The organism is Deltaproteobacteria bacterium, from assembly GCA_003194485.1.
GTDB lineage: Bacteria > Desulfobacterota > Dissulfuribacteria > Dissulfuribacterales > UBA3076 > UBA3076.
Map to the genome: position 1 here is coordinate 1 of PQXD01000030.1, position 10,061 is coordinate 10,061.

Here is a 10,061-nt window from a genome sequence, read left to right on the forward strand (position 1 = left end):
AAAAAAAATTAGAAAAATTGAGGAGTTGACTCAAAAAATGGTTGCTCTATGAAAGAATCTTCAGACCAATGGCAGTAATTGTATGGCAAGCAGCCTACCCGGTGCTTGCTGCCTGTATCTTATATGAAATATCCAGATCTCAGGAAGTGAAGAGAATTTTGAGAATGCCGTGGTGGTCGTTGACTGGTTCCATGTGGTTCAACTCTTCAGCAAGGCCGTGGATGAGGTAAGGCGTCTTGAGTCACGCATGAACAGAATACCCCATGGTACCCGTTGGGCCGTTCTCAAAGCTCAAGAGGGCAATCTATCAAACAAACAAAAGGGTTTGCTTTTAGAGCTTGAGAATTTTGCCAAATATACGGCTAAGGCATGGCGGATTAAGGAGATGCTCCGCTGGATAAACAGGGCAGAGTGGTACCAGGAAGCCAAGTGGCGTCTCACCCACTTTTTGAACCACGCATACAGCATACTGGATGACAACCCGATCCTGAAGCCGGTATTTAAGGCCTTAGAGACACTAAAGCGTCACAAAGAGAGAATTCTAAACCGTTGGGGTAACGATTACACCAATGCACGCCTTGAAGGCCTAAACGGTTTGTTCCAGGCAGCTCGTGCCAGGGCCAGGGGATACAGAAACGTAAATACGTTCATTACCATGATTTACCTCCTGGCAGCCCCAATAGAAGATGTATTCAAATCCACATGAAATGACGAAGAACCAATATTTTAAGCGTTTTTCGGCAGGTTATCGGCATACCGTTGTTGCCGGACGCTCCGCTCCCGGCAACAATCGCCGCGTATTACTATCCGCTGGGTGCTCGGCGCTCCGCGCCTCACAACCAGCGGCTGCAGCAGACGATCCTGTCGGCAAACAAGTTTGCCTCCGGTCTCGCTCCTGATCCGCGGCGATTCGATCAATGGAGGAAATATGAACAAGACTGTCATATGGGTTACCGCGATCATTGCGACGGCGGGCGTTATTGCATTCTGGGTCTACTCTTCGCACAATCGGTATTACATCATGACTAGTTCCAAGGGTATAGCGTATGAGGTGGACCGAAAGACAGGCAAGTCGTGGGCTCTAATAGGCAACCGCAAGATTGCTCAAAAAAGTCCGGATATTAAGGAGAAACCTGAGAAACCTCTACCCTATGCCGAGCGAGCAAAGGTAACGGGCAATGCAGGACTAAGCTATGGATCTTTCTCTGGCAAGATTTACAATGGGAGTAGCTGGACAATTACACGTGTGGTAGTCAACGTGACTGCAAAAGAGCAAGACGGATCGATCCGTTGGACTCGTGACTTTTCGGATGATGTCAAAATCAGACCTCTTGAGACAGGGTACTTCTCTGTTTCCGTTACTGGAGACCAAGGCATCAAAGAAGCACCATGGAGCATCAAGGAGATTTATGGATACCAAGAGTGATCGAATCGGGTAGCCGGGGGTCTTTCTCCCCTGGCCCCCACACCACCTAGCAAGCGGGTCCGCACCAGGCGGTTCCCAGAGGCTACCGAGCCGTAGCGGGGTAATGGATGTTCACCCACAGTTCTTTGACAGACAGCAAACCCTGATCCTTGAGCCATTTGTTAGTCATCCCCGACTGGGTTGCCAGCGTCTTGGCAAGTCTATATGGACCTTTGCGGCTCAGGCCAATGGATATGGCAAGCCGCAGGTTTGTACCAAGTTTAACGAGTTCGCGGACCTTGGTGCGACACCAGCGCCATCGTTTTAGATAGCACATGCGCACCCGCCGCCGCAGCCAGTGGTCGATTTCCGGAATTGGACGATAGTATTCCGATATCCCAAAATATCCCACCCAGCCGCGAAGATACTCCGCAAGCTTCTCAAAACGATACTCCATGGAGACTCCCCAACTTCTTCCGGTCAGTTTTCGGACGCGCCGTTTAAATTCGGCAAAAGCCTTATCTGACCACCGGATACTGGCACCCTTAAAGGCGAATCAGAGAAAGGTAATCTCGTTGGTCGAGGCCACCTTGCTCTTTTCCTGATTGACCATGAGCTTGAGCTGCTTTCCGAGATAATGGCTAATTTCTATTAGGGGACGTATTAGGGGACAGTCCCATAAGTCTAATCCTGGCTGCCCTCCTTCTGGGCTCTATGATGCTTTTTGACACCCCGAAGACCGGGGTATCTATTGACACAGATGTCCTCTGGACTACTCTGCTGGGAGTCGGCTCCTTTCTGACTGCCATTACCTATCTGGCAACCAGGGCCACCCTGTCCAGGCCGAAATCAGGGACGGAAGCCCCTGTAACTTTCTTGGCTTTTGCTATGGGGGAAGCTGCATCGCCGGAGCCCAGCGCAGGCGAATGCAGAGGGGGCAAGACTCCCCCATGGCAAAAACCTTAGAAAATAAGGGGCTGAAGTGTGAAGTGAAAAGAAATATCCCCTGCCAGTGAACGGTTACGTGAAAAATGATTGATTACACCTAAACCGTATGGCGCTGGAGCAAAAACATGCACAAAAATGAAAAAAGGGTCTGTTACCTGATCCTAATTCTGTTCCTCTTTGGTTGCTCTTCCATTCACAACGGAAAATACCCTGATAATTTTGAAGAATTGCGGAACGTCTCCTACAGCACTTTTGTGAATGCTCCTTCTCATAAAGAAGAACTTCCTGAATTAAGCGAAAAATCAACGCTTTCAGATTACCTTGCCTATGCTGCGTTGCACAATCCAGGCTTGGAAGCAGCTTTTGATCGGTGGAAAGCGGCCCTGGAAAGGGTCCCGCAGGTTAAATCCCTTCCTGACCCGAGATTCAACTATGCCTATTTTATCCGAAAGGTGGAAACGCGAGTCGGACCACAACGGCAAAAGTTTGGTCTCGTCCAGACGTTTCCCTGGTTTGGGAAGCTTTCTCTCAAGGGAAGCGGCGCCATGGAAGCGGCAAGAGTTGAGAAAGAAAAGTATGAAACCGCAAAATTAAAGCTTTTCTATAGGCTAAAGACTGCGTATTACGAATACTATTATCTTGCTCGTGCCATTGCTATCACTGAAGAAAATCTCAGCCTCGTGAAATATCTTGAAAAAGTAGCCAGGACCAATTACTCCGCGGGTATTGCGTCATACTCGGATGTCATCAAGGCCCAGGTTGAAATCGGAAAAATAGAGGATCGCAGAAGTGCCCTCAATGATTTACGTGACCCGCTCGTAGCGAAACTCAACGCAGTGCTTAACAGACCAGAGAAATCTTCACTTCCCTGGCCCACGTCAATTCCCATAGAACAAGTTTCTGTTTCTGATCAGCAACTTTTTTCCTGGCTCAAAGAAGCGAATCCCGAACTGAAAGCAAAAGACTTCCTGGCAGCCAAGGAAAAAGTGGATATCGATTTGGCAAAGAAGAATTACTTTCCTGATATCACTGTTGGTCTGGAATGGATCGACACGGAAGAGGCGCTTAAATCAGGCACGGAAGGTTCGGGGAAAGACCCCGTTATAGCGATGATTTCTGTCAATCTCCCAATTTGGCATGATAAATACAGTGCGGCAAAAAAAGAAGCCAGGGCTCGATACTCTGCGGCTCAAAAAGAACGCCATGACAGGGAAAGCACCCTGATAGCCGATCTTAAAATGGCGCTTTACCAGTTCCGGGACGCAGAGAGAAAAATCATTCTTTATAGTGATACCCTCATACCCAAGACAAAACAGTCTCTTGAAGTCTCGCTTCAAGCCTTCAAGACAGGCGCCGGAACTTTTCTCGATATTATCGATACACAACGGATGTTGTTGGAGTTCCAGCTTTCCTATGAGCGTTCTATTGCCAATCACGCAGAAAGGTTGGCGGAATTAGAAATGCTTGTGGGAAAAGAGATACCGAGACTTTCTTCTGAGGAATCGAAAGGGCAAAAGAATGAATAGAATGAAAAAGATATCTAAGACGGGAGTTTCCGGGTTAATCTTTTTCCCCGCCCTTGTCCTCCTCTTCCTTTTTCTACTGTCTCTTCACATGCCATGGGCCCAGGACCATTCCGCCCATCAAGCTCAGAAGACAGTTTCCGAAAAGGAAGAGGAGAAAGCAACGGTCTGGACATGCGCCATGCACCCACAGATACAGCTTCCGAAACCTGGAAAGTGTCCTATCTGTGGCATGGATCTGATCCCGGTTAAAACAGGGAAAAAGAAAACAGGTGAGATGCCAGGTAGTTTGAGAGAGCTAAAACTTTCTCCGTACGCAATGAAACTGGCAGAGATTCAAACTTCCCCTGTGGAACGTAAATCCGTTTCAGTACATGTGCGAATGGTAGGAAAAATTGAATATGATGAGACACGTCTCGGATACATTACCGCCTGGGTTCCAGGGCGAATTGACAAGCTTTATGTTGACTTCACGGGAGTATCAGTGCACCAGGGAGAACCCATGGTTTCCCTCTACAGCCCTCAACTCATGACGGCCCAATCAGAACTCATAGAAGCAATAAGAACGGCAAACAACCTGAAACGTGGTAAGATTTCCAGTATAAAAACTACAGCCCGTCAGACCATTACCGCTGCGCGAGAAAAACTTCGCCTCTTGGGGCTGAGTGGAAAACAGATCACGGAAATCATTAGACGGGGCAGACCCTCTGATCACATGACGATTCTCTCTCCCATGAGTGGCATCGTGATCCGCAAAAATGCCCTTGAGGGGATGTACGTGAAAACAGGAACTCGTATTTATACCATCGCAGACCTGTCCTGGGTATGGGCAAAACTGGATGCTTATGAATCAGATATTGTATGGATCCGAAAAGGGCAAAAAGTTGAATTCCAGACGGAAGCGTATCCCGGAGAAACCTTCAAAGGGGAGATTACTTTTATCGATCCGTTCATAAATCCAAAAACCAGGACAGTTAAAGTCCGGGTAAACGTGCCCAATAAGGACTCCAAGTTGAAGCCGGAGATGTTTGTACATGCCCTGGTGAAGGCCCCCATTTCAGCCGCAGCTAAAGCCCTGGTGGCCTCTCCTGACGAAGCAACAAAATTCCCTTTTGTTATACCAGCCTCGGCGCCGCTTATCACGGGGAAAAGAGCTGTCGTTTATGTTGCTGTTTCCGGCCAGAAGGGAACCTTTGAAGGACGAGAAATCGTCCTTGGACCGAGGGCCGGTGACTATTACCTGGTTTTAAGCGGCTTACAGGAAGGAGAGCGTGTTGTAACCAACGGAAACTTCAAGATCGATAGTTCGCTGCAGATCCAGGCGAAACCAAGCATGATGTCCCCCGGAGGTGGTGGTGGAGGAGGAGGGCATATGCAACATGGCGGAATGTCCATGGCAAGGAAGGAGACGGGGACAAAGAGCCCCGCAATGGAGATCCCTGCCGCATTTGCTCATCAAATTGAGAAATTGCTGGATGCCTACAGGAATATTTCGGGGAGCGTGCAAGCAGGTGATCTTACAGAAATCAGGGAATCATTTAAGAAGTTCGGAATTGCCTTGGATTCTGTCAATATGAACCTCCTGTCCGGACATCCTCACATGGTATGGATGGAATTGGCCATGCTTATGCGAAACGATTCCGTTATCGGAGGGAATGCAAAAGATCCGGAGGAAGCGAAAGAAGCTCTCTTTTCTCTGAAAAAACATATGAATAGAATAAGATCTCAATTTAACGTCTCACTTTCCAGGGCTCAACAATCGAAAGCTCACAATCATGCGGGAAACTCCGGGGATCACTCCAGGTAACAAAACTGAGATGTCATGGATTGATCGGATCATCAGATTCTTCCTGGAAAAGAAGATCGTCGCATTCTTGATGATTCTTCTTTTTGTGGGCTGGGGACTCGCCGTGGCGCCCTTTGATTGGAATCTTCGCGGGTTTCCCCGGGATCCCGTCCCCGTTGATGCCATACCCGATATTGGTGAAAACCAGCAGATAGTTTTTACCAAATGGATGGGGCGCTCCCCCCAGGATATAGAAGACCAGATCACCTACCCGTTGACAGTGGCTCTCCTGGGTATTCCCGGCGTTAAGACCATTCGAAGCTATTCAATGTTCGGCTTCTCGACCATCTATGTTATTTTCAAAGAAAACGTCGAGTTCTACTGGTCACGGTCCAGGGTGCTGGAAAAGCTAAACAGCCTTCCTGCGGGCACCTTACCGGAAGGTGTACAGCCTTCACTGGGGCCAGACGCTACAGCTTTAGGCCAGATTTATTGGTATACCCTCGAAGGATTAGACAAAAACGGAAACCCTACTGGTGGATGGGATCCACAGGAGTTAAGAACGATCCAGGACTGGTATGTCCGTTATGCGCTTCTTTCTGCGGACGGAGTAAGCGAGGTGGCATCCGTGGGGGGCTTCGTGAAGGAATATCAGATCGACGTGGACCCGGATGCAATGCGCGCCTATAAAGTAGGCCTGGGGGAAGTTGTAGCCGCCGTAAAGATGTCAAACGTTGATGTTGGGGCGCGGACCATCGAGGTGAACAAGGCGGAATACATTATCCGGGGTATCGGGTTTGTCAAAAGCCTGAAAGACCTGGAGAATGCGGTCATTAAGGTCAACGATAACGTCCCGATATACGTTAAGAATGTTGCGAGAGTAACCCTCGGTCCTGCCCCAAGAAGAGGGGCGCTGGACAAAGAAGGGACTGAAGCCGTAGGCGGGGTAGTGGTAGTTCGATACGGGGAGAATCCTCTTGCTGCCATTAAGAATGTTAAGAAAAAGATAGAGGAGATTTCACCGGGCCTTCCAAAGAAAACCCTGCCCGATGGTACGGTGAGCCAGGTAAAAATTGTTCCTTTCTATGATCGCACCGGATTGATATATGAAACCCTGGGTACTCTTGATACTGCCTTGGCCGAAGAAATTCTCGTTACCGTCATTGTCGTAATTATCATGGTGATGCATTTGAGAAGTTCAATCCTCATTTCAGGACTTCTTCCGCTAGCTGTGCTCATGTGTTTCATTGCCATGAAGACTTTCAAGGTCGACGCGAACATCGTGGCTCTTTCGGGTATAGCCATTGCCATCGGAACAATGGTGGATATGGGGATTGTAATATGTGAAAATATACTCAAACACCTGGACAGTGCAGACCCTGACCAAGATCGGCTTGAAGTGATTTTTCGTGCTACAAGCGAAGTCGGCAGTGCGGTCCTCACTGCTGTTTCAACAACCGTGATAAGCTTCTTACCCGTTTTTACCATGCAGGCCGCTGAAGGAAAGCTGTTCAAACCCCTGGCTTTTACCAAAACATTCGCCCTGATAGCTTCTGTAATTGTAGCTCTCACTATTATCCCTCCCCTGGCCCACATTCTTTTCACACGAAAAGAAAAAAGAGGCATATAAAACCTCTCTTTCGATGGATCTTTTATTTGAGCTTGCTTGTCGCAGGAATAATGATTGGCTGGCTCATGGCGTGGTGGACCGGGGCTATTATAGCGCTTATCGCACTCTACTGGTTATTTACCAAATGGATTCCGGAACGCTGGCAAAAATGGATTTTTAAAATGGTAAACTGGGTCGCAGTGTTTGTGGTAGCAGTAATTCTTTCGAAACACTGGCTACCGCTTGGTCCGGCGAAGGGATTCTTGAGAAACTTCGTATTCGTGGCACTCTTAATAAGCAGTTTGCTGATCTTTTTTCATTTATTCCAACTCGTCTATGCAAGGATCTTGAGATGGTGTCTTAACCACAAGATCATCTTTTTGATAATTCCTACGCTCCTTGTCCTGTGGGGTGGACTTGTCTGGCTGGGATTTGACACTTTTTTTGGCTGGCTGCCACAGCCCGTAAGGGACTGGAAAGCGGTAAGCAGTATCTCCAATGTATTTCCGGGATTGGGGAAGGAATTCATGCCGCCTCTTGACGAAGGCGCCTTTCTCTATATGCCCAGCACCATGCCCCATGCTTCCATCGGGGAATCCATGGACGCCCTTCAAAAACAGGATATAGCAATAAAACAAATCCCGGAGATTGAATCGGTAGTTGGAAAATTAGGACGGGCTGAAACACCCCTTGATCCTGCACCGGTTTCCATGGTTGAAACAATAATCAATTACAAGCCAGAGTATATTGTGGACAAAAACGGTAAGCGCTTGCGATTTAGGTTTTCAGCAGAAAAGACAGAGCTTTTCCGTGATCAGAATGGATTCCCTCTGCCCGCGCCTGATGGGAAGCCGTATAGCGTGTCTGGGCGTTTTGAGCGGGATAAAAACAAACGTCTCATACCGGATTCAAAGGGAAGACCATTTCGATTGTGGCGGGTCCCTCTTGATCCTGCTCTAAACAAAGATCGAGATGCATGGGAAGGGATCAAGAGCCCCAACGATATCTGGAACGAAATAGTGAAGGCAGCCCAGGTTCCAGGGTCTACTTCTTCTCCGAAGCTTCAGCCCATAATCACGAGAATCATCATGCTCCAAACTGGGATGCGGGCTCCTATGGGCATCAAGATTCGAGGTCCTGACCTTGCCACCATAGAAAAAGTTGGGCTTCAACTTGAGAGGTTTCTCAAGGAAGTCCCTTCCATCGAACCTTCATCAGTGATAGCCGATAGGATTGTCGGGAAACCATATCTTGAGATAGAGATAGACAGACAGGCCATCGCCCGGTATGGAATTATGCTCCGCAAGGTGCAAGACGTTATAGAAGTGGCTATCGGTGGAAAAAAGATTACGACTACTGTCGAAGGTCGGGAACGGTATCCGGTTCGCTTGCGGTACATGAGGGAACTCAGGGACAATATAGAGAGCCTGAGGAAGATTCTTGTCCCGGCCTCCGGGGGAGCGCAAATACCATTGGATCAACTCAGCAAAATCCGCTACGTGCGGGGCCCTCAAGTGATAAAAAGTGAAGATACATTCCTGGTAGGGTATGTTGTATTTGATAAAAAGCCGGGATACGCTGAGGTTGATGTGGTTAACGACGCACAGAAGTACCTGGATCAGAAAATAGAAAGCGGAGAATTCCAGCTTCCTGCCGGGATAAGCTATGCCTTTGCAGGAAACTATGAAAATCAGATACGGGCTCAAAAAAAGCTGGCTGTGGTTTTGCCCATCGCACTCTTTATCATTTTCCTCATACTCTATTTACAGTTTGATTCTGTATCAACAACCCTGCTTGTGTTCTTTGGAATAATTGTTGCGTGGGCAGGTGGATTTATTATGATATGGCTCTATGCACAACACTGGTTCCTGGACTTTTTCGTGTTTGGAATTTCCATGCGAGAACTCTTCCAGGTGCACCCGATTAATTTGAGCGTGGCGATCTGGGTAGGATTCCTGGCACTTTTCGGAATCGCTTCAGATAATGGTGTCGTGGTGGCCACGTATCTTGATCAGAGTTTCGCCACTCGAAAAGTCTCGACGAAAGAGGAGATTAAAGACGCTACCGTGGCTGCGGCTATTCGTCGAATCCGGCCGGCCCTTATGACTTCAGCTACCACAATATTGGCCCTTATCCCGGTGCTCACATCCACCGGGCGTGGCTCGGACATTATGGTTCCCATGGCAATCCCATCTTTTGGAGGAATGTTTGTGGCATTGGTTACTGTGATGATCGTCCCTGTTCTTTATTGCGCAATTGAGGAATACAGATTAAAACAGAAGTTAATTGAATGATAATTTCCAAAAGCAAATAGTAGCTTCATGATCGCTTCCGGATAGGAACTTCACTCTTTCTCAAGGATCTCCATATCAGACGCTACAAAAGGTTCCATCCGCTGCACCTTATTCTTCAACCTTTTCAACAAAAATTGAACAGACAGCCAGCTTTTTTAGCAACAAAATAATATAAAATCAGCAAGTTAATCCTTTATGTTTTGTAAGACCCCCCACGCTTGACTTGAAGCCAAAGGCCTTAATGATCCGGGATTGTATTTGGTCAAGCTCCTCAATGCATTGAGGTTTTCTTTTTTGGTATACCATCACATAAGGCAAGAATGGATGGAGGGTGTGCATTTTGCCCTCCATACAAGTGTGTGATTCTATCTGGATATTTCATATAAGCGCAGGCGAATTTTGTGACGCAGCACAGGAGGCTCTTTTGAGCCTTCAGAGGCAAGCTGTGATCGTCTTTTCTCAAGCTATGGGTAAAAATACCACCATAGCCAGGATT

General features: G+C 47.8%; 6 protein-coding genes and 1 pseudogene. 6 read left to right on the forward strand and 1 reads right to left on the reverse strand.

All coding sequences use genetic code 11. The features are described 5' to 3' along the window. Nucleotides 1-130: 130 nt before the first annotated feature. Both C4B57_10935 and C4B57_10940 read left to right on the forward strand, forming a co-directional pair. On the forward strand, nt 131-706 hold the full coding sequence (locus C4B57_10935; protein PXF52475.1) for a hypothetical protein: 576 nt from the start codon (nt 131-133) through the stop codon (nt 704-706). A gap of 222 nt (nt 707-928) precedes the next feature. After that, nucleotides 929-1,426, forward strand: coding sequence for a hypothetical protein (locus C4B57_10940; protein ID PXF52476.1), 498 nt, complete (start codon nt 929-931; stop codon nt 1,424-1,426). An 82-nt stretch (nt 1,427-1,508) separates the two neighbouring features. Here the strand turns inward: C4B57_10940 and C4B57_10945 are convergent, their stop codons facing one another. Continuing rightward, nucleotides 1,509-1,940: a maturase gene (locus tag C4B57_10945; GenBank protein ID PXF52477.1), complete on the reverse strand. Its 432-nt coding sequence runs from the start codon at nt 1,938-1,940 to the stop codon at nt 1,509-1,511. Nucleotides 1,941-2,119: 179 nt separating this feature from the next. On the opposite strand from C4B57_10945, the gene C4B57_10950 reads away from it, so the two are divergent. From C4B57_10950 to C4B57_10965, 4 genes and pseudogenes are all read left to right on the forward strand, one after another. Next, nucleotides 2,120-2,371 (forward strand): hypothetical protein, encoded by a 252-nt coding sequence (locus C4B57_10950; protein ID PXF52478.1) that lies wholly within the window; start codon nt 2,120-2,122, stop codon nt 2,369-2,371. A gap of 107 nt (nt 2,372-2,478) precedes the next feature. After that, nucleotides 2,479-3,879, forward strand: coding sequence for a TolC family protein (locus C4B57_10955; protein ID PXF52479.1), 1,401 nt, complete (start codon nt 2,479-2,481; stop codon nt 3,877-3,879). A 1-nt stretch (nt 3,880) separates the two neighbouring features. Continuing rightward, entirely contained in the window at nt 3,881-5,683 is a 1,803-nt protein-coding gene (locus C4B57_10960) for an efflux transporter periplasmic adaptor subunit (protein PXF52480.1), read from the forward strand. After that, nucleotides 5,652-9,565 (forward strand): annotated as a pseudogene (locus C4B57_10965) (acriflavine resistance protein B). The gene C4B57_10960 and the pseudogene C4B57_10965 overlap by 32 nt, the downstream one beginning before the upstream one ends. Nucleotides 9,566-10,061: the final 496 nt, after the last annotated feature.